The sequence below is a fragment of the Serratia sp. MMO-28 genome (genome assembly GCF_037199905.1).
Taxonomy (GTDB): Bacteria; Pseudomonadota; Gammaproteobacteria; order Enterobacterales; family Enterobacteriaceae; genus Chania; species Chania oryzae.
This window is the reverse complement of record NZ_JBBCVB010000020.1, coordinates 1-19,980: the sequence shown is the minus strand read 5'-3', so window position 1 is coordinate 19,980 and position 19,980 is coordinate 1. Positions and strand designations below refer to the sequence as shown.

Below are 19,980 nucleotides of genomic sequence, written 5' to 3'. Positions count from 1 at the left end.
GCTGATGTTACAACCAAAGCGTACAAAATTCCGTAAGGTGCACAAGGGCCGCAACCGTGGTCTGGCGCAAGGTACGGATGTTAGCTTCGGCACTTTCGGTCTGAAAGCTGTTGGCCGTGGCCGTCTGACTGCTCGTCAAATCGAAGCAGCTCGTCGTGCAATGACTCGTGCAGTTAAGCGTCAAGGTAAGATCTGGATCCGTGTATTCCCGGACAAACCGATCACCGAGAAGCCGCTTGAAGTGCGTATGGGTAAAGGTAAGGGTAACGTGGAGTATTGGGTTGCCCTGATCCAACCTGGTAAAGTCCTGTACGAAATGGACGGTGTGCCGGAAGAAATCGCCCGCGAAGCGTTCAAGCTGGCAGCAGCGAAACTGCCGATCAAAACCACCTTTGTAACTAAGACGGTGATGTAATGAAAGCACAAGAGCTGCGTCAAAAAAGTGTTGAAGAGCTGAACACTGAGCTGCTCAACCTGCTGCGTGAGCAATTTAACTTACGCATGCAGGCGGCGAGTGGCCAACTGCAACAAACTCACCTGTTGAAGCAAGTGCGTCGTAATGTCGCACGTGTTAAGACTTTACTGACTGAAAAGGCGGGTGCGTAAATGACTGATATTATCCGTACTCTGCAAGGTCGTGTTGTTAGTGACAAAATGGAGAAATCCATGGTTGTTGCTATCGAACGTACGGTGAAACACCCAATTTACGGGAAGTTCATCAAGCGTACGACTAAGCTGCATGTACATGACGAGAACAACGAATGTGGCATCGGCGACGTGGTAGAAATCCGCGAATGCCGTCCACTGTCCAAGACTAAGTCCTGGACGTTGGTTCGCGTTGTAGAGAAAGCGATTCTGTAATAGAGTAGCTGGCTCTAACCTAATAAACGGCTCAGAAAGTGGGCCGTTTATTTTTTCTACCCATACTTTGGATGCGGTGTTATAATGCTGCGCCCTCAGTTATGGGGCTTTTCAACGACCTATTAATGGGTCCTAAAGTTGTAGTTGACATTAGCGGAGCACTAACATGATCCAAGAACAGACTATGCTGAACGTGGCCGACAACTCCGGTGCACGTCGCGTAATGTGTATCAAGGTTCTAGGTGGCTCGCACCGTCGCTACGCAGGCGTCGGCGACATCATCAAAATTACCATCAAGGAAGCAATTCCTCGCGGTAAGGTGAAGAAAGGCGATGTGCTGAAGGCGGTAGTGGTGCGCACCAAGAAGGGTGTACGTCGCCCGGACGGTTCTGTCATTCGCTTCGATGGTAATGCATGCGTTATTTTAAACAATAACAGCGAGCAGCCTATCGGTACGCGTATTTTTGGGCCGGTAACTCGTGAACTGCGTAATGAGAAGTTCATGAAAATTATCTCTCTGGCACCAGAAGTACTCTAAGGAGCGAACCATGGCAGCGAAAATCCGTCGTGATGACGAAGTTATCGTGATTACCGGTAAAGACAAAGGTAAACGCGGTAAAGTAAAAAGTGTCCTGTCTGCGAGTAAGGTCATTGTTGAAGGGATCAACCTGGTTAAAAAACATCAGAAGCCTGTTCCGGCTCTGAACCAACCAGGTGGCATTGTTGAAAAAGAAGCTGCTATTCAGGTTTCTAACATTGCCCTTTTCAACGCGGCTACTGGTAAGGCTGACCGTGTAGGCTTTAGATTCGAAGACGGCAAAAAAGTCCGTTTCTTCAAGTCAAATAGCGAAACTATCAAGTAATTTGGAGTATGACGATGGCGAAACTGCATGATTACTACAAAGACGAGGTAGTCAAACAACTGATGTCTCAGTTTGATTACAACTCTGTCATGCAAGTCCCTCGGGTCGAGAAGATCACCCTGAATATGGGTGTTGGTGAAGCGATCGCTGACAAGAAACTGCTGGACAATGCAGCAGCTGATTTGGCAGCAATCTCCGGTCAAAAGCCGTTTATCACCAAAGCACGCAAATCTGTTGCAGGCTTCAAAATCCGCCAGGGCTATCCGATCGGCTGTAAAGTAACTCTGCGTGGCGAACGCATGTGGGAGTTCTTTGAGCGTCTGATTACCATTGCTGTTCCACGTATCCGTGACTTCCGTGGCTTGTCCGCCAAGTCATTCGATGGCCGTGGAAACTACAGCATGGGTGTGCGTGAGCAAATCATCTTCCCAGAAATCGACTATGACAAAGTCGATCGCGTTCGTGGTTTGGATATTACCATTACCACTACTGCGAAATCTGATGATGAAGGCCGTGCGCTGTTGGCTGCTTTCAAATTCCCATTCCGCAAGTAAGGCAGGGTTACTGATGGCTAAACAATCAATGAAAGCACGCGAAGTCGTTCGCGTGAAACTGGCTAACAAGTACCGCGCTAAGCGCGAGGAATTGAAAGCTATCATTTCTGGTGTGAACTCTTCCGACGAAGATCGTTGGGATGCTGTTCTCAAGCTGCAAAGTCTGCCGCGTGATTCCAGCCCGTCTCGTCAGCGTAAGCGCTGCCGCCAAACTGGCCGTCCACATGGTTATGTGGGCAAATTCGGGTTGAGCCGTATCAAGCTACGTGAAGCCGCAATGCGCGGTGAAGTACCAGGCCTGAAGAAAGCTAGCTGGTAATTACCAATTGAATCACGGGAGTAAAGACAGATGAGCATGCAAGATCCGATCGCGGATATGCTGACCCGTATCCGTAACGGTCAAGCCGCGAACAAAGTTGCGGTCACCATGCCTTCCTCCAAGCTGAAAGTGGCAATTGCCAAAGTGCTGAAGGAAGAAGGTTTTATTGAAGATTTTAAAGTCGAAGGCGATACCAAGCCTGTTCTGGAACTGGTACTGAAGTACTTCCAGGGCGCGGCAGTGGTAGAAAGCATTCAGCGTATCAGTCGTCCAGGTCTGCGCATCTATAAGAAAAAAGATGAGCTGCCAAAAGTTATGGCCGGTTTGGGTATCGCTGTTATTTCTACCTCTAAAGGTGTTATGACCGATCGTGCAGCTCGCCAGGCTGGTCTTGGTGGCGAGATTATCTGCTACGTAGCTTAATTCGGGAGGAAAGAATGTCTCGTGTTGCAAAAGCACCCGTCGTCATTCCTGCCGGCGTAGAGGTAAAACTCAACGGTCAGGTTATTTCGATTAAGGGTAAAAACGGCGAGCTGACTCGTACAGTCCACGACGCCGTTATCGTTACGCAAGAAGCTAACGCACTGACTTTCGCTCCGCGCGAAGGTTTTGCTAACGCATGGGCCCAAGCGGGTACTACGCGTGCTCTGCTGAACGCAATGGTTGTCGGTGTTACCGAAGGCTTCACCAAGAAGCTTCAACTGGTAGGCGTTGGTTATCGTGCTGCTGTTAAAGGCAATGTGGTGAATTTAGCCCTCGGCTTCTCTCACCCAATCGATCATCAGCTGCCAGCAGGTATTACTGCTGAATGCCCAAGCCAAACTGAAATCGTGCTGAAAGGTACTGATAAGCAAGTTATTGGCCAGGTTGCTGCAGATCTGCGTGCCTACCGCCGTCCTGAGCCTTACAAAGGCAAGGGTGTCCGTTACGCCGACGAAGTCGTGCGTACCAAAGAGGCTAAGAAGAAGTAAGGTAACACTATGGATAAGAAATCTGCTCGTATCCGTCGTGCGACCCGCGCACGCCGTAAGATCAAAGAACTGGGAGCAACTCGCCTGGTGGTACATCGTACCCCGCGTCACATTTACGCACAGGTAATTGCTCCAAATGGTTCTGAAGTACTGGTAGCCGCTTCTACTTTAGAAAAAGCTATTACTGAGCAATTGAAGTATTCCGGTAACAAAGATGCAGCAGCAGCCGTAGGTAAAGCTCTGGCTGAGCGCGCATTGGAAAAAGGGATTGCGAAAGTATCCTTTGACCGTTCCGGTTTCCAATATCATGGTCGAGTCCAGGCACTGGCAGATGCTGCCCGTGAAGCTGGCCTTCAGTTCTAAGGAAGAGGTTTAAGATGGCTCACATCGAAAAACAAGCTGGCGAACTGCAGGAAAAGCTGATCGCGGTAAACCGCGTATCTAAAACCGTAAAAGGTGGCCGTATTTTCAGCTTTACCGCACTGACAGTAGTTGGTGATGGTAACGGTCGCGTTGGTTTTGGCTACGGCAAAGCACGCGAAGTTCCGGCAGCGATCCAGAAAGCGATGGAAAAAGCCCGTCGCAACATGATGAATGTCGCGCTGAACAGCGGCACCCTGCAGCACCCTGTTAAAGGTGCTCATACGGGTTCCCGTGTGTTCATGCAGCCGGCTTCCGAAGGTACCGGTATTATTGCCGGCGGTGCAATGCGCGCCGTTTTGGAAGTCGCTGGGGTGCACAACGTATTGGCTAAAGCTTATGGTTCCACCAACCCGATTAACGTGGTTCGTGCAACTATCGATGCTTTGGCAAATATGAAGTCCCCTGAAATGGTCGCTGCCAAGCGTGGTAAATCCGTTGCAGACATTCTGGGGTAATTGACCATGGCTAAGACTATCAAAGTAACACAAGTTCGCAGCTCCATTGGCCGTCTGCCGAAGCATAAAGCTACACTGCTCGGTCTGGGTCTGCGTCGTATTGGTCACACCGTAGAGCGCGAGGATACTCCTGCTGTACGCGGTATGATCAACCTGGTTTCCTACATGGTTAAAGTTGAGGAGTAACAGATGCGTTTAAATACTCTGTCTCCGGCTGAAGGTGCCAAGCATGCGCCGAAGCGTGTAGGTCGTGGTATTGGTTCTGGCCTGGGTAAAACCGGCGGCCGTGGTCACAAAGGTCAGAAGTCTCGTTCTGGCGGTGGCGTACGTCGTGGTTTTGAAGGTGGTCAGATGCCTTTATATCGTCGTTTGCCGAAATTCGGCTTCACCTCTCGCAAAGCTATGATCACGGCAGAAGTTCGTCTGTCTGAACTGGCTCTGATTGAAGGCGACGTAATCGACCTGAACACGCTGAAAGCCGCTAACGTTGTTGGTACCCAGATCGAATTCGCGAAAGTTATGCTTTCTGGCGAAATCGCTCGTCCGGTTACCCTGCGTGGTCTGCGTGTCACCAAAGGCGCTCGTGCTGCTATCGAAGCTGCTGGCGGTAAAATTGAGGAATAAGTGAGCTAATGGCTAAGCAACCAGGATTAGATTTTCAAAGTGCTAAAGGCGGGCTCGGCGAGCTGAAGCGCAGACTTTTGTTTGTTATCGGCGCGCTGATTGTTTTCCGCATCGGCTCTTTTATTCCGATTCCTGGTATCGATGCCACTGTGCTTGCCAAACTGCTTGAGCAGCAGAGAGGCACCATCATTGAAATGTTTAACATGTTCTCTGGTGGTGCTCTCAGCCGTGCTTCTATCTTTGCACTGGGGATCATGCCGTATATTTCGGCTTCGATCATTATCCAGTTGCTGACGGTGGTCCATCCAGCGTTAGCAGAGATCAAGAAAGAAGGGGAGGCTGGCCGTCGCAAGATTAGTCAGTACACCCGCTACGGTACGCTGGTATTGGCCGTATTCCAGTCGATCGGTATTGCTACCGGTTTGCCGAATATGCCTGGTATGCAGGGCCTGGTGTTAAACCCAGGCTTTGCATTCTACTTTACTGCGGTTGTGAGTCTGGTTACTGGGACAATGTTCCTGATGTGGCTGGGTGAACAAATTACTGAACGTGGTATCGGTAACGGTATTTCGATCATTATTTTCGCGGGTATTGTGGCGGGTTTACCGCCGGCAGTGGGCCATACTATTGAGCAAGCTCGGCAAGGCGACCTGCACTTCCTCCTGTTGCTGTTGGTTGCAGTATTAGTGTTTGCAGTAACCTTCTTCGTTGTTTTCATCGAACGTGGTCAACGTCGTATCGTCGTTAACTATGCGAAACGTCAACAAGGTCGTCGAGTTTACGCAGCACAGAGCACACACTTACCACTGAAAGTGAATATGGCCGGGGTAATACCTGCAATCTTCGCTTCCAGTATTATTCTGTTCCCTGCCACGATTGCATCATGGTTTGGGGGCGGTACCGGTTGGAACTGGCTGACAACGATTTCGCTGTATTTGCAGCCTGGACAACCGCTTTATGTGTTACTCTATGCGTCTGCAATCATCTTCTTCTGTTTCTTCTACACGGCGTTGGTTTTCAACCCGCGTGAAACAGCAGATAACCTGAAGAAGTCCGGTGCCTTCGTACCAGGAATTCGTCCGGGAGAGCAAACGGCGAAGTATATCGATAAAGTAATGACGCGTTTAACCCTGGTGGGCGCGATGTACATTACTTTCATCTGCCTGATCCCGGAGTTCATGCGTGATGCAATGAAAGTACCATTCTACTTTGGTGGTACCTCGCTACTGATCGTGGTTGTCGTCATCATGGACTTTATGGCTCAAGTGCAAACTCTGATGATGTCAAGTCAGTACGAGTCTGCATTGAAGAAAGCAAACCTGAAAGGCTATAACCGCTAATCAGGTGCGTTTGAGAAGTTACGGAGAGTAAAAATGAAAGTTCGTGCTTCCGTCAAGAAATTATGTCGTAACTGCAAAATCGTTAAGCGTGACGGTGTCGTTCGTGTGATTTGCAGTGCCGAGCCGAAGCATAAACAGCGTCAAGGCTGATTATCTCGCATATTTTTCTTGCAAAGTTGGGTTGAGCTGGCTAGATTAGCCAGCCAATCTTTTGTATGTAGCTGCAACATTATTTGAGTATCCTGAAAACGGGCTTTTCAGAATGGTGTTGCCGTAAAAATAAGTAGGAGTGCATAGTGGCCCGTATAGCAGGCATTAACATTCCTGATCATAAACATACCGTTATCGCGTTAACGTCGATCTTCGGAATCGGCAAGACTCGTTCACAGTCCATCTGTGCTGCTACGGGTATTGCTGAAAATGTTAAGATCAGTGAGCTGTCTGAAGAGCAAATTGAACAATTGCGTGAAGCAGTTGCCAAATTCACTGTTGAAGGTGATTTGCGTCGTGAAGTTACCCTGAGCATCAAGCGTCTGATGGATCTTGGTACATACCGTGGTTTACGCCATCGTCGTGGTCTGCCAGTGCGCGGTCAGCGTACCAAGACCAACGCACGTACCCGTAAGGGTCCGCGTAAACCGATCAAGAAATAATCGGGGTGATTGAATAATGGCAAAGGCACCTGTTCGTACACGTAAGCGTGTAAGAAAACAAGTCTCTGACGGCGTGGCTCATATCCATGCTTCTTTCAACAACACCATTGTAACTATTACCGATCGTCAGGGTAATGCTTTGGGTTGGGCAACTGCCGGTGGTTCCGGTTTCCGTGGTTCTCGTAAGTCAACTCCGTTTGCAGCTCAGGTTGCAGCAGAACGTTGTGCTGACGCAGTAAAAGAATACGGTATCAAGAACCTGGAAGTTATGGTTAAAGGACCTGGTCCTGGTCGTGAGTCTACTATCCGCGCTCTGAACGCGGCTGGTTTCCGCATCACTAATATTACTGATGTGACTCCGATCCCTCATAACGGTTGTCGTCCGCCGAAAAAGCGTCGCGTGTAACGCCCCTGCTTTTCGGATTGTTGGAGAAAGAAAATGGCAAGATATTTGGGTCCTAAGCTCAAGCTTAGCCGCCGCGAGGGCACAGACCTGTTCCTGAAGTCTGGCGTTCGCGCGATCGATTCAAAGTGCAAAATTGAGCAACCGCCTGGTCAACACGGTGCGCGTAAACCGCGTCTGTCTGACTATGGTGTACAGTTACGTGAGAAGCAAAAAGTTCGCCGTATGTACGGTGTTCTGGAGCGCCAGTTCCGTAACTATTACAAAGAAGCAGCACGTCTGAAAGGCAACACCGGTGCAAACCTGTTGCAACTGCTGGAAGGCCGTCTGGACAACGTAGTTTATCGTATGGGCTTTGGTGCCACTCGTGCAGAAGCACGTCAGCTGGTTAGCCATAAAGCAGTTATGGTAAATGGTCGCGTTGTTAACATCGCTTCTTATCAGGTATCTCCGAATGACGTAGTCAGCATCCGCGAGAAAGCTAAAAAGCAGTCTCGTGTTAAGGCTTCTCTGGAGCTGGCTGAGCAGCGTGAAAAGCCGACTTGGCTGGAAGTTGATGCTGCGAAGATGGAAGGTGTGTTCAAACGTATTCCTGAACGTACCGATCTGTCCGCCGACATTAACGAACACCTGATCGTCGAGCTTTACTCCAAGTAAAGCTTGAGTTTCAAAGAGAGGACACAATGCAGGGTTCTGTGACAGAGTTTCTAAAACCGCGCCTGGTAGATATCGAGCAAGTCAGTTCGACGCACGCCAAGGTGACCCTTGAGCCTTTAGAGCGTGGCTTTGGCCATACTCTTGGCAACGCACTGCGCCGTATTCTGCTTTCATCTATGCCGGGTTGCGCGGTGACCGAGGTTGAGATTGATGGTGTACTGCATGAGTACAGCACCAAAGAAGGCGTACAGGAAGATATCCTGGAGATCCTGCTCAACCTGAAAGGGCTGGCGGTGAGAGTTCAAGGAAAAGATGAAGTTATTCTTACCCTGAATAAATCTGGCATTGGCCCTGTGACCGCTGCCGACATCACCCATGATGGTGATGTCGAAATCGTCAAGCCGCAGCACGTGATCTGCCACCTGACCGATGAGAACGCTGCTATCAGCATGCGTATCAAAGTTCAGCGCGGTCGTGGTTATGTGCCGGCTTCTGCCCGAATTCATTCGGAAGAAGATGAGCGCCCGATCGGTCGTCTGTTGGTTGACGCCTGCTATAGCCCTGTAGAGCGTATTGCCTACAATGTTGAAGCAGCGCGTGTAGAACAGCGTACTGACCTGGACAAGCTGGTAATCGAAATGGAAACCAATGGTACGATCGATCCTGAAGAGGCGATCCGCCGTGCGGCAACCATTCTGGCTGAACAACTGGAAGCTTTCGTTGACTTACGTGATGTTCGTCAGCCGGAAGTGAAAGAAGAGAAACCAGAATTCGATCCGATCCTGCTGCGCCCTGTTGACGATCTGGAATTGACTGTCCGCTCTGCTAACTGCCTCAAGGCAGAAGCTATCCACTACATCGGTGATCTGGTACAGCGTACCGAGGTTGAGTTGCTGAAAACGCCTAACCTGGGTAAAAAATCTCTTACTGAGATTAAAGACGTGCTGGCTTCGCGTGGGTTGTCTCTGGGCATGCGCCTGGAAAACTGGCCACCGGCAAGCATTGCTGACGAGTAACCGGATCACAGGTTAAGGTTTTACTGAGAAGGATAAGGTCATGCGCCATCGTAAGAGTGGTCGTCAACTGAACCGTAACAGCAGCCATCGCCAGGCTATGTTCCGTAACATGGCCGGCTCTTTGGTTCGTCATGAGATCATCAAGACGACCTTGCCAAAAGCGAAAGAGCTGCGTCGCGTTGTTGAGCCGCTGATTACTCTTGCCAAGACCGACAGCGTAGCTAATCGTCGTCTGGCATTCGCCCGTACTCGTGATAACGAGATCGTGGCAAAACTGTTTAACGAGCTAGGCCCGCGTTTTGCGAGCCGTGCCGGTGGTTACACTCGTATTCTGAAGTGTGGCTTCCGCGCAGGCGACAACGCGCCGATGGCATACATCGAGCTGGTTGATCGTGCTGAGTCTCAAGCAGAAGTAGCAACTGCAGAGTAATCTGTAGACGCGTAAAAAAACCGGGCTTGCCCGGTTTTTTTACGTCTATTAAGCAACATGAAAACATTCTCCTGTAGTAGCACCTCTTAAGCTCCTTCTTTTTATCCGTTATGCTAATACTATCCATCGGATTAATTGTGACGGCGGACTCTCGCTACGTGGTGTGTTTGTGTTGGAAACACCCAACACCCGCTGCTGGAAGATTCAGCCTTGGGGAGTAAAAATGTTTAAAATCGGCCAACTGGCAAAACTCGCGGATGTTACACCAGACACCGTTCGCTATTACGAGAAGCAAGGCATGATGGACCATAACGTCCGTACTGAGGGCGGCTATCGCTTGTATAGCGATCAGGATCTGCAGCGTCTGCGTTTTATCCGCTATGCCAAGCAATTGGGCTTCACGCTGGAAACCATTGCGGAATTATTGTCGATCCGTGTAGATCCAGAACATCATACTTGCCAGGAATCTAAATCCATCGTAGATGCCAGGTTAGCTGAAGTAGAAAATAAGCTTACCGAACTGACCAGAATGCGCGCGTCGCTCAAAAGGCTCAGCGATGCCTGCTGTGGCAGTGCACATACCAGCAACTACTGTTCTATTCTGGAGGCTTTGGAACAAGGTGCGAGCGAAGACAAGAGTCAAAAATCAGTCTGAGCGCTTCCAACACTTTAATTTTTATCCGTACAGCAGTATTATCAGCCCGTTTTATGCCCACGCGATTCACAAGGAATATGACTATGACTAAATATCGGCACACTAAAGGCCAAATCCAGGAAAACGCCATTGAGGCGCTGCTGCATGACCCACTTTTCCGTCAGCGCGTAGAAAAGAATACCAAAGGGAAAGGCAGCTACCGGCGTAAAGATAAGCATGTAAAAGAGGGGAGCTGGGAGGCCAGTGGTAAGTTATCAAATAATAATTTACCACTGGCCTTCTGGTTTTAAGATGCAAGCGACTTTCTAGCGAATGAAAAGTGTGCTTACTGCTTGGATTGTTGCTGTCTGAGCAAGTCGCGGATCTCTGTCAGTAATTTTTCTTCGGCCGTGGGCGCGGGAGGCGCTGCCGGTTCTTCAGCTGCTTTGCTGCGTAGCTTATTCATCAGCTTGATTGCCATAAAAATGGCGAAAGCGACAATGATGAAATCAAAAATGTTCTGCAGAAAAGCCCCGTAATTCATTACTACGGCAGGGATATTGCCTTCTGCCTCACGTAGTACCAAGTGAAACTGTTTAAAATCAACGCCCCCAAGCAGCAGACCCAATGGTGGCATGATAATGTCAGCTACCAGTGATGAAACAATTCTGCCAAATGCGGCACCAATAATGACACCTACGGCTAAGTCGACCACATTGCCGCGCATGGCAAACTCGCGGAATTCTTTCAAAATACTCATAACAACCCCCTTAAAAATTAATGATGAAAGTTTAACAAAGCGATTTCCTTTCGCCACGATGAGTATAGAAAAGTTTATGGTTTCTTACGCCTGCATAATCAAGGTTTTTATAAGAAGAACGGGCTCGGTTGGAACAGACGTTCAACGTCTGGCACGAATTTCTTATCGGTAATAAACATGATCACGTGATCGCCTTGCAGAATTTTGCTATTGCCGTTGGCAATAATGACATCATCCCCACGGACGATGGCTCCGATGGTGGTCCCTGGTGGCAGTTTAATCTCTTCCACCAGGCGGCCAACCACCTTAGAGGTACTTTCGTCCCCGTGTGCGATAGCTTCGATAGCTTCTGCAACACCACGACGCAGCGAAGAAACGCTGACAATATCGGCTTTACGCACATGCCCCAGCAATGCGGAGATCGTCGCTTGTTGCGGTGAAATAGCAATATCGATCACGCTGCCTTGTACTAAGTCGACATAAGCACGGCGCTGGATCAACACCATGACTTTCTTGGCCCCCATGCGCTTGGCTAGCATGGCAGACATGATATTAGCCTCATCGTCATTGGTGATGGCGATAAATACGTCCACCTGCTCCACGTGTTCTTCGGCAAGAAGTTCCTGATCGGAAGCATCTCCGTAGAAAACAATCGTATCGTGCAGATGTTCCGCCAACTCGGCGGCACGCTGCTGATTACGTTCAATCAGTTTCACGTTGTATGATTTTTCCAACCGCTGTGCCAACCCTGCTCCCACGTTCCCACCGCCCACAATCATGATGCGCTTATAGGGTTTTTCTAACCGCTGCAACTCGCTCATTACCGCGCGGATATGCTGAGAGGCGGCAACAAAAAAGACTTCATCACCTGCTTCGATGATGGTTGAACCTTGTGGACGTATCGGGCGATCTTGGCGGAAGATGGCGGCAACACGGGTATCGATGTGTGGCATATGTTCGCGCATAGACGATAGGGCATTGCCGACCAGCGGGCCACCATAATAGGCTTTCACGGCCGCAATGCTGACTTTACCGGCGGCAAAATTCACCACCTGCAATGCGCCAGGGTATTCAATCAGCTTATAAATGTAATCTATGACCAACTGCTCTGGTGAGATAAGGTGATCGATTGGCACCGCATCCGGATGGAACAGTTTCTCGGACTCACGAATGTATTCCGGTGCGCGAATACGGGCGATGCGATTTGGGGTATTAAACAGTGAATAGGCGATTTGGCAGGCAACCATATTGGTTTCGTCAGAGTTGGTGACAGCGACCAGCATGTCGGCATCTTCTGCCCCAGCCTCACGTAAGACTCGCGGGTGGGAGCCATGCCCTTGGACGACGCGCAGATCGAATTTATCCTGTAGCTGGCGCAAACGCCCAGAATCGGTATCGACCACGGTGATATCGTTGTTTTCACCCACCAGGTTTTCTGCCAGCGTCCCACCAACCTGACCAGCGCCAAGAATAATTATTTTCATCGTGTTCTCTGCTTTACACCGCAACGGCCATAGCCGTTATTTGTAGGCGCCCTAAAGTGCGCCCTGATAGTTACATTTTAATCAGCTTAGCGTAAAAGAAACCATCTCCATCCTCAGGATGAGGAAGATTTTGCTTGCCTGGTGACTGATTATCACCTGTTTCTACCAATTTAGCGTCACTGTGGCGCTGCAGGAAAGCGGATATCTGTTCGCTGTTTTCCTGCGGCAGAATAGAACAGGTCGCATAGACCATCACGCCACCTGACTTTACGTGTGGCCAGATAGCCTCGAGAATCTGGCACTGCAGACTGGCTAACTCAGCGATGTCGCTATCTCGACGCAGCCATTTAATATCAGGATGGCGGCGAATGACACCAGTGGCAGAACAGGGGGCATCCAACAGGATGCGGTCAAACTGTTTATCGCCACACCAGGCTGCCGGTGTGCGGCCATCACCTAATTTGACTTCGGCATGTAGGCGCAGGCGCAGCAGGTTTTCTTTTACCCGGCCCAAACGTTGTTCATCAATATCAACGGCCATCACATGGGCTTTTGGGGCAGCCTCCAGAATATGGGTGGTTTTACCCCCCGGCGCAGCACATAAATCAAGGATCTGTTCGCCATCTTGCGGATCTAACAGATCGACACAGCCTTGGGCTGACGCATCCTGCACGGTGATCCAGCCGTCAGCAAAACCCGGCAGGTCTGTCACGGCGCAAGGTGCCAGCAAACGTACCGCGTCGCGATATTCGCTATGGGGCTCAGCGGCGATACCTGCCTGTTGCATCAGTTGCAAGTATTCATCACGGCTATGGTGAAGACGATTAACGCGCAGCCACATCGGGGGTTTCTGATTGTTGGCATCAACGATCTGTTCCCAATTGGCTGGATAGGCCTGCTTAATACGCTTGAGCAGCCAGCTTGGGTGCAGGTAACGGCTTTCGTTATTGGCCGCACGTTGCAACAGTTCTTCTTGCTGGCGTTGGAATTGGCGCAGAACGCCATTGATCAGGCCTTTCAACTGCGGGCGTTTGAGGGCCACGGCCCCCTCTACTGTTTCAGCCAGCGCTGCGTGCGGAGGAATACGGGTATACAGTAGCTGATACAGGCCAACCATCAGCAAATAATGCAGCGTACGCTGCTTGCCGGTCATTGGTTTGGCCATCAGTTGTTGAATGCACCATTCGAGCTGAGGTAGTACTCGCAGCGTGCCGAAGCAAAGCTCCTGCAGCAGAGCACGATCTTTGTCTGAAATGTTCTTTTGCAATGCAGGCAGAACAGTGCTGAGTGACTGCCCCTGATCCAGTACTTGGCCGATAGCTTTGGCTGCATGGCTTCGGAGATTGTAATTGTTTTTCATAGGCTGAAGCTGATAACGAACGGCATTAAGAAAGAAACAGCCCGGCAACTGTGACCGGGCAAGAGCAATGGGCTTTTTATAACCGGTTTCCCGGTATAAACCATTCGCGGCGTGAATTCAGTAAATCCTGTGCTGACATCGGTTTTTTGCCCGCGGGCTGCAATTGTGTCAGGTTCAGAATACCGTCAGCGGTGGCAACTTGGATGCCATGTTTGTCGGCATGAACGACAGTGCCGGGTTGTGAGCCGGCTGTTTCGGCCAGAACCGTTGCTTGCCAGACTTTCACCGGCTGGTCTTCAATCGTGAAATAGCTGACTGGCCATGGGTTGAAAGCGCGAATACAGCGCTCAAGCTGTGCCGCAGATAGGTTCCAATCCAGGCGAGCTTCTTCTTTGCTCAGTTTCTCTGCATAGGTGACCAGCGTTTCATCTTGCACTTCGCGCTGAGCCGTTCCGGTCGCCAACTGCTGCAACGTTGCCAGTAACCCCTGTGGCCCCAGTTCCGCTAACTTGTTGTATAGGCTGGCGCTGGTATCGCTGGTTGTGATCGGGCAACTGATTTTGTGCATCATGTCGCCGGTATCAAGCCCAACATCCATTTGCATGATCGTCACGCCAGTTTCACTGTCACCGGCCCACAATGCCCGTTGGATAGGCGCAGCTCCCCGCCAGCGGGGCAGCAGTGAACCGTGCACATTGATGCAACCCAAGCGCGGCATCTCCAGAACGGCTTTCGGCAGGATCAGGCCATAGGCAACCACCACCATAACATCGGCGTTGAGATCGGCAACCAGATGCTGATTTTCTTGCGGGCGCAGTGATTTGGGCTGAAACACCGGGAGCTGGTGCTGTTCTGCCAGTACCTTGACCGGGCTTGGCGTCAGTTTGTTCCCACGACCTGCCGGGCGATCGGGCTGAGTGAAAACCCCAACAATCTGGTGCTCAGACGACAACAGCGCGTCGAGGTGACGCGCTGCGAAGTCTGGTGTTCCGGCGAAAATAATCCGTAAAGAGTCAGACACGTTAGTTTCCTGATCGGTTAGGCACGGGCGTTAAGCTTGGCCATTTTTTCCAGTTTCTGACGGATACGCTGGCGTTTAAGCGGAGAAAGGTAATCGACAAACAACTTACCGACCAGGTGATCCATCTCGTGTTGGATGCAAATAGCCAGCAACTCATCGGCTTCGAACTCAAAAGACTTCCCTTCGCGGTCAAGCGCGCGGATCTTCACTTTCTCTGCTCGCGGCACCAGAGCGCGATGCTCAGGAACAGAAAGGCAGCCTTCTTCTATACCGGTTTCACCGTGTTTTTCCAGCATTTCCGGGTTGATCAGCACCAGCGGCTCGTCGCGGTTTTCAGAGATATCAATGACGATAATGCGCTGATGAATATCCACCTGCGTCGCAGCCAGACCAATGCCTTCCTCTGCGTACATGGTTTCAAACATATCATCCACTATGCGCTGGATATCTGCATTGACTTCTTTTACCGGGGCTGCAACTTTGCGTAGCCGCTCGTCTGGGAAATGTAATACCTGCAAGACTGACATATATCTTTAGATCTGTATCCGAGTGATAAAAGGGAGTTAGCTTCTATTCTAGACATTTCCTGGCTTGATTGACAGCATCGTTGACCAATTGCACCAATGGGTAACACCCTACTTTCAGCGAGGGAATGCGTGATGCAGCGAGAGGAAATCGGTCTACGTATGCATGCGGTGACTGGGATAAATGCGCAGCAAGCCAGCCAAATTATCCATCAACTGGTTATTGAGGGCGGAGATCCTTACCCGTTATTGAACTTGCTAGGTTTGAATAATAAGCAACAGGAGCAATTTCGCCACACCCCTATGCATTACCTGCAGGCATCGCTGAAATGGTTGGAGCAAGCAGGTAATCGGATGGTGATTTACGGCGAACCGGGTTTCCCTGAGCTTTTGACACATATTGCCGATGCGCCGTTTTTACTGATGGTGAGAGGAAATCCAGCCGCTCTGCAATTACCGCAGATCGCTATGGTGGGCAGCCGCCAATTCAGCCACTATGGTGAGCATTGGGGGAACGATTTTGCCACTGGGCTGGTGCACTGCGGTTTTGCTATTACCAGCGGGTTAGCCATCGGTATTGACGGTATTTGCCATCGTGCCGCTTTGGCGGCTCAAGGAGTGACGATCGCCGTGCTGGGCAGCGGCCTGGCCAACATTTATCCGCGTCGTCACCGGTATCTTGCTGAACAAATCGTTGAGCAGGGTGGTGCGGTGGTTTCTGAGCATCTGGCAACGGATTTGCCGCTGGCGGATCACTTCCCACGTCGCAACCGGATTATCAGCGGCTTAAGTATGGGAGTGGTGGTCATCGAAGCTTCGTTACGCAGCGGTTCATTGATTACAGCACGTTGTGCGCTGGAGCAGGGGCGTGAAGTTTTCGCCCTGCCAGGAGCGCTGGGGAGCCCGATGAGTGAGGGCACTCACTGGTTAATTCAGCAGGGAGCCAGCTTGGTTACCGGCCCTAAAGACATCGCCGAACAACTGGGAAGTGGCCTGCATTGGTTGTCTGTGAATGAAAATACAACTATTTCTGCATCAGAGGCCCAAGTTGAATTGCCATTTGCCGATGTGTTGGCTAACGTAGGATATGAGGTGACACCTGTTGACGTCGTCGCTGAACGTGCCGGCCAACCTGTGCCAGAGGTGGTAATCAAGTTACTCGATCTGGAGTTAGCAGGGTGGATCGCAGCTGTATCCGGCGGCTATGTCCGATTAAGGAGGGCAGGCTATGTTCGACGTACTCATGTACTTGTTTGAAACTTATATCCACAATGAGCCAGAGATGTCTGTTGATCAGGATACCTTGACCGCCGATCTTGCCGAAGCAGGATTCGAGCGAGATGATATTTACAACGCACTGAACTGGCTTGAGAAGCTTGCAGACCTCCAGGAAGGTGAGAATGCGCCTTACTTTATGGATGCCGACCCGCTGGCAATGCGGATCTACACCGAAGAGGAAAGTGTGCGTTTGGATGCCGGTTGCCGTGGTTTCCTTTTGTTCCTAGAACAGATTCAAGTATTGAACCTCGAAACCCGTGAAATGGTCATCGATCGTGTTATGGCTTTGGATAACACGGAGTTTGATCTCGAAGATCTGAAATGGGTAGTGTTGATGGTGCTGTTTAATATCCCCGGGTATGAAAGTGCCTATCAGCAAATGGAAGAGCTGTTATTTGAAGTAAACGAAGGCTATCTGCACTGAGCCGATAGCAAGCATAGAAAGACGTTATGACAAAAACCGCGATTTTTGCCGCCAGGCAAAATGAACCTTGTCCGGAATGCGGGGCCGAACTGGTGATCCGTAGTGGTCGCCACGGCCCCTTTCTTGGCTGTTCCCAATATCCTGAATGCCAATATATTCGCCCGTTGAAAGCGCAGGCTGACGGCCATATTGTCAAAGTTCTAGAGGGGCAGACGTGCCCGAAATGCCAAGCGACGCTGGTGCTGCGTCAGGGGCGCTATGGCATGTTCATCGGCTGCGGAAACTATCCCGAGTGCGATCATACCGAAGTGATCGATAAGCCAGATGAAACCAGCATTGCCTGCCCACAATGTGGTCAAGGCAAGCTACTGCAACGTAAATCACGTTATGGCAAGGTGTTCCACTCTTGCGATCGTTATCCGGCTTGCCAGTTCGCCCTCAACTTTAAACCTATCGCCGGTGAGTGTGCCTATTGCCACTACCCGTTGCTGATGGAAAAACGTACGGCAAAAGGCCCAACCCTCTTTTGTGCCAGTAAATTGTGCGGAAAACCCGTCATCACCACAGAATAAGCATGCCATGAGCTCAGAACAAACTTCCGCATTTGCACCTATTATAGAAACGCTAAAAAATCAGCTGGTCATTGCTTATCCAACCGAAGCCGTATTCGGTCTGGGATGCGATCCGGATAGCGAACAGGCCGTCAAAGAACTACTGGCCTTGAAACAACGCCCGTGGGAAAAAGGTCTGATCCTGATCGCTGCCGATTATGCACAGCTAGCACCTTATATTGATGACAGCACGTTGAGCGAGCAGCAGCGTGCAGCGATTTTTGCCAGTTGGCCTGGTCCGGTCACCTGGGTGATCCCGGCCAAACGGCAAACACCACGTTTCCTGACCGGCCACTTTAGCTCGTTGGCGGTTCGCGTTAGCGATCACCCACTGGTGCAACAGCTCTGCCGTCAGTTTGGTAAACCGCTGGTTTCAACCAGTGCCAACTTAAGCGGCCAAGAACCGTGCCGTACTGTTGAAGAGGTAAAACAGCAATTTGGCGAATCTTTCCCGGTGCTGGCTGGTCACGTTGGCGGGCGCCTGAATCCTTCTGAAATCAGAGATGCTTTAACAGGCGAGCAAATTCGTCAGGGCTAGAGGTTATGTTAATGGAGAAGTTCGCGGTATTCGGTAATCCCATTGCTCACAGTAAATCTCCCCGCATTCATGCACTGTTTGCCGAACAAACCGGGATTGAGCATCCTTACGGTACGGTGCTGGCACCGCTGGATGGATTTGAGGTAGCGCTGCAGCAATTTATAGCTGAAGGGGGAAAGGGGGCCAATGTCACCGTTCCTTTCAAAGAGCGTGCTTACGAAGTGTCTACCGAACTGAGTGACAGGGCGGCAATAGCGGGGGCGGTGAATACGCTCAAAGTGTTGCCGAATGGCGGTTTGTTGGGCGATAACACCGACGGTATTGGTTTGCTGACCGATCTTGAGTGCCAACAGTTGATCCAACCCGGCGATCGCATTCTGCTGGTGGGAGCGGGTGGTGCAGCACGCGGTGTTATCCTGCCATTACTCTCTTTTGGCTGCGAAGTGGTGATGACCAACCGCACCTCTAGTCGCGCACAAGAGTTGGTGACGCTCTTCCAACATTTGGGTGAGATCGTCTCATTGCCGATGGATCAACTTGATCAACAGCATTTTGACTTAGTGATCAATGCGACTGCTTCAGGGATCAGCGGTGAGATCCCGGCATTGCCAGCCAATATAGTGAATAGCACAACCCGTTGTTACGACATGTTCTATCAGCGAGGAGAAACCCCATTTTTAGCCTGGGTGAAGAAACAGGGCGGGAAACATTATGCTGATGGATTGGGGATGCTGGTGGGGCAGGCGGCACATGCTTTCCTGTTATGGCATGGTGTGATGCCGGAAATCGAGCCTGTGTTATGCAAACTGCGCAAAGAGATGGCCGTTTGAATAATGCCCCGCTCGGTAGGTTAGAGCGGGGCGTTCAATATTAGATATCTTTGGAGAGGTATTCTTCTTTCCAGCGTACATAGTTGTTAGATGAGTAGACTAATCCTTCTCGTTCAGCCAGTGTTAACGGTCTTACCTGGCGTGCCGGACTGCCGACATACAGGTAACCGCTTTCCAGGCGTTTGCCTGGGGCCACCAGGCTACCAGCACCAATCACCACATCATCTTCTATTACCGCACCGTCCAGCAGGATCGAGCCCATTCCGACTAAAACCCGGTTGCCGATAACGCAACCATGCAGCATGGCTTTATGCCCGACGGTGACATCTTCACCAATCAATAAAGGATAGCCTGCCGGATTATAGTCAGATTGGTGTGTTACATGCAGGACGCTGCCATCCTGGATGTTACTACGCGCACCGATCTTTACGGCATTCACATCTCCACGGATGGAAACCAGTGGCCAAATACTGACGTCATCAGCCAGTTCAACGTTACCGATCACGACGCTGGAAGGATCGATCATCACGCGCTGACCGATCTGAGGGGAGTAATGAAGATAAGAACGTACTGTATCGGACATAGTATAGCCTCACGTCAGGATCATATTTACCGGCAATACTAGACTTTGGTGATGGAATTACAACCAGTCAATATGCCGGATCCCGTGTGAAATAGCCTCGATCGGGCAAGATCCACACGAAAGGGCTGAAAAGTACGCAGTCGGAAAGAAAAGATCTAAAAAGGGCTTGTGGAAAAAACAAGGATCCCTATAATGCGCCTCCATCGACCGGGAACGTGTGAATCACTTCACAGAGTATCCAGGGGTCGCAAAGAAAAAACCTGAAATTTAGGGTTGACTCTGAAAGAGGAAAGCGTAATATACGCCACCTCGAGTTAGCAAGCGAAAGCGCGTAACTCACTGCTCTTTAACAATTTATCAGACA

At 50.5% G+C, this 19,980-nt stretch carries 33 protein-coding genes; 27 read left to right on the top strand and 6 right to left on the bottom strand.

Annotated elements, in window-relative coordinates:
• Positions 1 to 4: 4 nt before the first annotated feature.
• From rplP to WG891_RS17430, 22 genes are all read left to right on the top strand, one after another.
• Entirely contained in the window at positions 5 to 415 is a 411-nt protein-coding gene (gene rplP, locus WG891_RS17535) for a 50S ribosomal protein L16 (protein WP_076943277.1), read from the top strand.
• Positions 415 to 606, top strand: coding sequence for a 50S ribosomal protein L29 (gene rpmC / locus WG891_RS17530; protein ID WP_024912203.1), 192 nt, complete (start codon positions 415 to 417; stop codon positions 604 to 606). The genes rplP and rpmC overlap by 1 nt, the downstream gene beginning before the upstream one ends.
• Positions 607 to 861, top strand: a complete 255-nt coding sequence (gene rpsQ, locus WG891_RS17525; protein ID WP_020837241.1) for a 30S ribosomal protein S17 — start codon at positions 607 to 609, stop codon at positions 859 to 861.
• Positions 862 to 1,027: 166 nt separating this feature from the next.
• Positions 1,028 to 1,399, top strand: a complete 372-nt coding sequence (gene rplN, locus WG891_RS17520) for a 50S ribosomal protein L14 (protein WP_000613954.1) — start codon at positions 1,028 to 1,030, stop codon at positions 1,397 to 1,399.
• Between the two features lie 10 nt (positions 1,400 to 1,409).
• Entirely contained in the window at positions 1,410 to 1,724 is a 315-nt protein-coding gene (rplX, locus tag WG891_RS17515; RefSeq protein ID WP_037402707.1) for a 50S ribosomal protein L24, read from the top strand.
• 14 nt (positions 1,725 to 1,738) lie between these two features.
• Positions 1,739 to 2,278: a 50S ribosomal protein L5 gene (gene rplE / locus WG891_RS17510; RefSeq protein ID WP_076943278.1), complete on the top strand. Its 540-nt coding sequence runs from the start codon at positions 1,739 to 1,741 to the stop codon at positions 2,276 to 2,278.
• A gap of 13 nt (positions 2,279 to 2,291) precedes the next feature.
• Positions 2,292 to 2,597, top strand: coding sequence for a 30S ribosomal protein S14 (gene rpsN / locus WG891_RS17505; protein WP_076943279.1), 306 nt, complete (start codon positions 2,292 to 2,294; stop codon positions 2,595 to 2,597).
• Positions 2,598 to 2,627: 30 nt separating this feature from the next.
• Complete coding sequence (gene rpsH, locus WG891_RS17500) at positions 2,628 to 3,020, top strand: 30S ribosomal protein S8 (protein ID WP_076943280.1); 393 nt, start codon at positions 2,628 to 2,630, stop codon at positions 3,018 to 3,020.
• Between the two features lie 14 nt (positions 3,021 to 3,034).
• Positions 3,035 to 3,568 (top strand): 50S ribosomal protein L6, encoded by a 534-nt coding sequence (rplF, locus tag WG891_RS17495; RefSeq protein ID WP_337263925.1) that lies wholly within the window; start codon positions 3,035 to 3,037, stop codon positions 3,566 to 3,568.
• 9 nt (positions 3,569 to 3,577) lie between these two features.
• Positions 3,578 to 3,931: a 50S ribosomal protein L18 gene (rplR, locus tag WG891_RS17490; RefSeq protein WP_076943282.1), complete on the top strand. Its 354-nt coding sequence runs from the start codon at positions 3,578 to 3,580 to the stop codon at positions 3,929 to 3,931.
• A gap of 14 nt (positions 3,932 to 3,945) precedes the next feature.
• Positions 3,946 to 4,446, top strand: a complete 501-nt coding sequence (rpsE, locus tag WG891_RS17485; RefSeq protein ID WP_004956164.1) for a 30S ribosomal protein S5 — start codon at positions 3,946 to 3,948, stop codon at positions 4,444 to 4,446.
• A 6-nt stretch (positions 4,447 to 4,452) separates the two neighbouring features.
• Positions 4,453 to 4,632, top strand: coding sequence for a 50S ribosomal protein L30 (gene rpmD, locus WG891_RS17480; protein WP_004956161.1), 180 nt, complete (start codon positions 4,453 to 4,455; stop codon positions 4,630 to 4,632).
• A gap of 3 nt (positions 4,633 to 4,635) precedes the next feature.
• Positions 4,636 to 5,070, top strand: coding sequence for a 50S ribosomal protein L15 (rplO, locus tag WG891_RS17475; RefSeq protein ID WP_024912197.1), 435 nt, complete (start codon positions 4,636 to 4,638; stop codon positions 5,068 to 5,070).
• 8 nt (positions 5,071 to 5,078) lie between these two features.
• The gene (gene secY / locus WG891_RS17470; RefSeq protein WP_337263924.1) at positions 5,079 to 6,410 is read left to right on the top strand and encodes a preprotein translocase subunit SecY; all 1,332 of its coding nucleotides are present in this window, start codon (positions 5,079 to 5,081) and stop codon (positions 6,408 to 6,410) included.
• Between the two features lie 33 nt (positions 6,411 to 6,443).
• Positions 6,444 to 6,560, top strand: coding sequence for a 50S ribosomal protein L36 (gene rpmJ, locus WG891_RS17465; protein WP_037402687.1), 117 nt, complete (start codon positions 6,444 to 6,446; stop codon positions 6,558 to 6,560).
• A gap of 146 nt (positions 6,561 to 6,706) precedes the next feature.
• On the top strand, positions 6,707 to 7,063 hold the full coding sequence (gene rpsM, locus WG891_RS17460) for a 30S ribosomal protein S13 (protein WP_025123454.1): 357 nt from the start codon (positions 6,707 to 6,709) through the stop codon (positions 7,061 to 7,063).
• Between the two features lie 16 nt (positions 7,064 to 7,079).
• Positions 7,080 to 7,469: a 30S ribosomal protein S11 gene (gene rpsK / locus WG891_RS17455; protein WP_004929731.1), complete on the top strand. Its 390-nt coding sequence runs from the start codon at positions 7,080 to 7,082 to the stop codon at positions 7,467 to 7,469.
• A gap of 33 nt (positions 7,470 to 7,502) precedes the next feature.
• Positions 7,503 to 8,123, top strand: coding sequence for a 30S ribosomal protein S4 (gene rpsD / locus WG891_RS17450; RefSeq protein WP_076943283.1), 621 nt, complete (start codon positions 7,503 to 7,505; stop codon positions 8,121 to 8,123).
• Positions 8,124 to 8,149: 26 nt separating this feature from the next.
• Positions 8,150 to 9,139: a DNA-directed RNA polymerase subunit alpha gene (locus WG891_RS17445; protein ID WP_002919219.1), complete on the top strand. Its 990-nt coding sequence runs from the start codon at positions 8,150 to 8,152 to the stop codon at positions 9,137 to 9,139.
• A gap of 40 nt (positions 9,140 to 9,179) precedes the next feature.
• A complete protein-coding gene (rplQ, locus tag WG891_RS17440; protein ID WP_004929726.1) occupies positions 9,180 to 9,569 on the top strand; it encodes a 50S ribosomal protein L17 in 390 nt (129 codons plus the stop codon).
• 223 nt (positions 9,570 to 9,792) lie between these two features.
• Positions 9,793 to 10,224, top strand: a complete 432-nt coding sequence (gene zntR / locus WG891_RS17435) for a Zn(2+)-responsive transcriptional regulator (RefSeq protein WP_337263923.1) — start codon at positions 9,793 to 9,795, stop codon at positions 10,222 to 10,224.
• Positions 10,225 to 10,307: 83 nt separating this feature from the next.
• Positions 10,308 to 10,514 carry an alternative ribosome-rescue factor A gene (locus WG891_RS17430; protein WP_337263922.1) on the top strand — a complete coding sequence of 69 codons (207 nt, stop codon included), beginning with the start codon at positions 10,308 to 10,310 and terminating at the stop codon, positions 10,512 to 10,514.
• Positions 10,515 to 10,549: 35 nt separating this feature from the next.
• Here WG891_RS17430 and mscL read toward each other — a convergent pair whose 3' ends face one another.
• The 5 genes from mscL to def form a co-directional block, all read right to left on the bottom strand.
• The gene (mscL, locus tag WG891_RS17425) at positions 10,550 to 10,963 is read right to left on the bottom strand and encodes a large-conductance mechanosensitive channel protein MscL (protein ID WP_337263921.1); all 414 of its coding nucleotides are present in this window, start codon (positions 10,961 to 10,963) and stop codon (positions 10,550 to 10,552) included.
• 107 nt (positions 10,964 to 11,070) lie between these two features.
• The gene (gene trkA, locus WG891_RS17420; protein ID WP_076943287.1) at positions 11,071 to 12,447 is read right to left on the bottom strand and encodes a Trk system potassium transporter TrkA; all 1,377 of its coding nucleotides are present in this window, start codon (positions 12,445 to 12,447) and stop codon (positions 11,071 to 11,073) included.
• 70 nt (positions 12,448 to 12,517) lie between these two features.
• Positions 12,518 to 13,807, bottom strand: a complete 1,290-nt coding sequence (gene rsmB, locus WG891_RS17415; protein WP_076943288.1) for a 16S rRNA (cytosine(967)-C(5))-methyltransferase RsmB — start codon at positions 13,805 to 13,807, stop codon at positions 12,518 to 12,520.
• Positions 13,808 to 13,883: 76 nt separating this feature from the next.
• Entirely contained in the window at positions 13,884 to 14,828 is a 945-nt protein-coding gene (gene fmt / locus WG891_RS17410) for a methionyl-tRNA formyltransferase (protein WP_156294330.1), read from the bottom strand.
• A 17-nt stretch (positions 14,829 to 14,845) separates the two neighbouring features.
• Positions 14,846 to 15,355, bottom strand: a complete 510-nt coding sequence (gene def / locus WG891_RS17405) for a peptide deformylase (RefSeq protein ID WP_076943290.1) — start codon at positions 15,353 to 15,355, stop codon at positions 14,846 to 14,848.
• A 132-nt stretch (positions 15,356 to 15,487) separates the two neighbouring features.
• Between def and dprA the strand changes: the two genes are divergently transcribed.
• From dprA to aroE, 5 genes are read left to right on the top strand one after another with little or no spacing between them, the layout of a single operon-like run.
• A complete protein-coding gene (gene dprA / locus WG891_RS17400) occupies positions 15,488 to 16,609 on the top strand; it encodes a DNA-protecting protein DprA (RefSeq protein WP_337263920.1) in 1,122 nt (373 codons plus the stop codon).
• The gene (gene smg, locus WG891_RS17395; protein ID WP_076943292.1) at positions 16,581 to 17,054 is read left to right on the top strand and encodes a DUF494 family protein Smg; all 474 of its coding nucleotides are present in this window, start codon (positions 16,581 to 16,583) and stop codon (positions 17,052 to 17,054) included. Before dprA ends, smg begins: the two co-directional genes overlap by 29 nt.
• Positions 17,055 to 17,080: 26 nt before the next feature.
• Complete coding sequence (locus tag WG891_RS17390; RefSeq protein ID WP_337263919.1) at positions 17,081 to 17,626, top strand: DNA topoisomerase family protein; 546 nt, start codon at positions 17,081 to 17,083, stop codon at positions 17,624 to 17,626.
• 7 nt (positions 17,627 to 17,633) lie between these two features.
• Positions 17,634 to 18,203 (top strand): L-threonylcarbamoyladenylate synthase type 1 TsaC, encoded by a 570-nt coding sequence (gene tsaC, locus WG891_RS17385; protein ID WP_337263918.1) that lies wholly within the window; start codon positions 17,634 to 17,636, stop codon positions 18,201 to 18,203.
• An 11-nt stretch (positions 18,204 to 18,214) separates the two neighbouring features.
• On the top strand, positions 18,215 to 19,033 hold the full coding sequence (aroE, locus tag WG891_RS17380) for a shikimate dehydrogenase (RefSeq protein ID WP_337263917.1): 819 nt from the start codon (positions 18,215 to 18,217) through the stop codon (positions 19,031 to 19,033).
• Positions 19,034 to 19,073: 40 nt separating this feature from the next.
• Here aroE and WG891_RS17375 read toward each other — a convergent pair whose 3' ends face one another.
• Positions 19,074 to 19,616, bottom strand: coding sequence for a gamma carbonic anhydrase family protein (locus WG891_RS17375; protein WP_337263916.1), 543 nt, complete (start codon positions 19,614 to 19,616; stop codon positions 19,074 to 19,076).
• Positions 19,617 to 19,980: the final 364 nt, after the last annotated feature.

Bases quoted from the DNA above. Each gene is read 5' to 3' on its own strand.
- def (WP_076943290.1), bottom strand. From the start codon at position 15,355: ATGTCAGTCTTGCAGGTATTACATTTCCCAGACGAGCGGCTACGCAAA.
- trkA (WP_076943287.1), bottom strand. From the start codon at position 12,447: ATGAAAATAATTATTCTTGGCGCTGGTCAGGTTGGTGGGACGCTGGCA.
- rpsH (WP_076943280.1), top strand. From the start codon at position 2,628: ATGAGCATGCAAGATCCGATCGCGGATATGCTGACCCGTATCCGTAAC.
- aroE (WP_337263917.1), top strand. From the start codon at position 18,215: ATGGAGAAGTTCGCGGTATTCGGTAATCCCATTGCTCACAGTAAATCT.
- rplQ (WP_004929726.1), top strand. From the start codon at position 9,180: ATGCGCCATCGTAAGAGTGGTCGTCAACTGAACCGTAACAGCAGCCAT.
- rplE (WP_076943278.1), top strand. From the start codon at position 1,739: ATGGCGAAACTGCATGATTACTACAAAGACGAGGTAGTCAAACAACTG.
- rplN (WP_000613954.1), top strand. From the start codon at position 1,028: ATGATCCAAGAACAGACTATGCTGAACGTGGCCGACAACTCCGGTGCA.
- WG891_RS17375 (WP_337263916.1), bottom strand. From the start codon at position 19,616: ATGTCCGATACAGTACGTTCTTATCTTCATTACTCCCCTCAGATCGGT.
- WG891_RS17390 (WP_337263919.1), top strand. From the start codon at position 17,081: ATGACAAAAACCGCGATTTTTGCCGCCAGGCAAAATGAACCTTGTCCG.
- rpsD (WP_076943283.1), top strand. From the start codon at position 7,503: ATGGCAAGATATTTGGGTCCTAAGCTCAAGCTTAGCCGCCGCGAGGGC.
- mscL (WP_337263921.1), bottom strand. From the start codon at position 10,963: ATGAGTATTTTGAAAGAATTCCGCGAGTTTGCCATGCGCGGCAATGTG.
- rpsK (WP_004929731.1), top strand. From the start codon at position 7,080: ATGGCAAAGGCACCTGTTCGTACACGTAAGCGTGTAAGAAAACAAGTC.
- zntR (WP_337263923.1), top strand. From the start codon at position 9,793: ATGTTTAAAATCGGCCAACTGGCAAAACTCGCGGATGTTACACCAGAC.
- rpsE (WP_004956164.1), top strand. From the start codon at position 3,946: ATGGCTCACATCGAAAAACAAGCTGGCGAACTGCAGGAAAAGCTGATC.
- WG891_RS17445 (WP_002919219.1), top strand. From the start codon at position 8,150: ATGCAGGGTTCTGTGACAGAGTTTCTAAAACCGCGCCTGGTAGATATC.
- dprA (WP_337263920.1), top strand. From the start codon at position 15,488: ATGCAGCGAGAGGAAATCGGTCTACGTATGCATGCGGTGACTGGGATA.
- rpmD (WP_004956161.1), top strand. From the start codon at position 4,453: ATGGCTAAGACTATCAAAGTAACACAAGTTCGCAGCTCCATTGGCCGT.
- rplF (WP_337263925.1), top strand. From the start codon at position 3,035: ATGTCTCGTGTTGCAAAAGCACCCGTCGTCATTCCTGCCGGCGTAGAG.
- WG891_RS17430 (WP_337263922.1), top strand. From the start codon at position 10,308: ATGACTAAATATCGGCACACTAAAGGCCAAATCCAGGAAAACGCCATT.
- smg (WP_076943292.1), top strand. From the start codon at position 16,581: ATGTTCGACGTACTCATGTACTTGTTTGAAACTTATATCCACAATGAG.
- rpmJ (WP_037402687.1), top strand. From the start codon at position 6,444: ATGAAAGTTCGTGCTTCCGTCAAGAAATTATGTCGTAACTGCAAAATC.
- rpmC (WP_024912203.1), top strand. From the start codon at position 415: ATGAAAGCACAAGAGCTGCGTCAAAAAAGTGTTGAAGAGCTGAACACT.
- rplP (WP_076943277.1), top strand. From the start codon at position 5: ATGTTACAACCAAAGCGTACAAAATTCCGTAAGGTGCACAAGGGCCGC.
- rplR (WP_076943282.1), top strand. From the start codon at position 3,578: ATGGATAAGAAATCTGCTCGTATCCGTCGTGCGACCCGCGCACGCCGT.
- secY (WP_337263924.1), top strand. From the start codon at position 5,079: ATGGCTAAGCAACCAGGATTAGATTTTCAAAGTGCTAAAGGCGGGCTC.
- rsmB (WP_076943288.1), bottom strand. From the start codon at position 13,807: ATGAAAAACAATTACAATCTCCGAAGCCATGCAGCCAAAGCTATCGGC.
- tsaC (WP_337263918.1), top strand. From the start codon at position 17,634: ATGAGCTCAGAACAAACTTCCGCATTTGCACCTATTATAGAAACGCTA.
- rplO (WP_024912197.1), top strand. From the start codon at position 4,636: ATGCGTTTAAATACTCTGTCTCCGGCTGAAGGTGCCAAGCATGCGCCG.
- rpsN (WP_076943279.1), top strand. From the start codon at position 2,292: ATGGCTAAACAATCAATGAAAGCACGCGAAGTCGTTCGCGTGAAACTG.
- rpsQ (WP_020837241.1), top strand. From the start codon at position 607: ATGACTGATATTATCCGTACTCTGCAAGGTCGTGTTGTTAGTGACAAA.
- rplX (WP_037402707.1), top strand. From the start codon at position 1,410: ATGGCAGCGAAAATCCGTCGTGATGACGAAGTTATCGTGATTACCGGT.